Raw genomic sequence first — 314 nt, forward strand, 5'->3', positions numbered from 1 at the left:
TCGAACGCTTGGAGAAGTCCTCCACCGAGCCCACCTACCGGGGCTGCCCCTATCTCGCCGCACTCGTCGAGCTCAAGGACCCCGAGCACCCGGCGAGCCTGGTCGCGAGCGGGGCGAAGCAGTGGATGAAGGACTACTTCCGTGCACACGCCGAGGAGGGCGGGGCACGGGATCCGGAGCTGCTCGCCCGTCAGCTGATGCTGGTCTTCGACGGGGCGAGCGCGCGGGCGGGGGCCAGGGTCGAGACCCTGGACGGCCTGACCGTGACGACGGCGACGGCGCTGCTGGAGGCAGCGGGCATGACATGACGGGAC

The 314-nt window shown here is 70.7% G+C and carries 1 pseudogene; it reads left to right on the forward strand.

What is annotated here, in order from left to right:
* Nucleotides 1–308 (forward strand): annotated as a pseudogene (locus ACLZOT_RS51365) (TetR/AcrR family transcriptional regulator); the annotation flags it as partial.
* Nucleotides 309–314 lie beyond the last annotated feature (6 nt).

Source organism: Streptomyces sp. 4F14 (genome assembly GCF_048159485.1).
GTDB lineage: Bacteria > Actinomycetota > Actinomycetes > Streptomycetales > Streptomycetaceae > Streptomyces.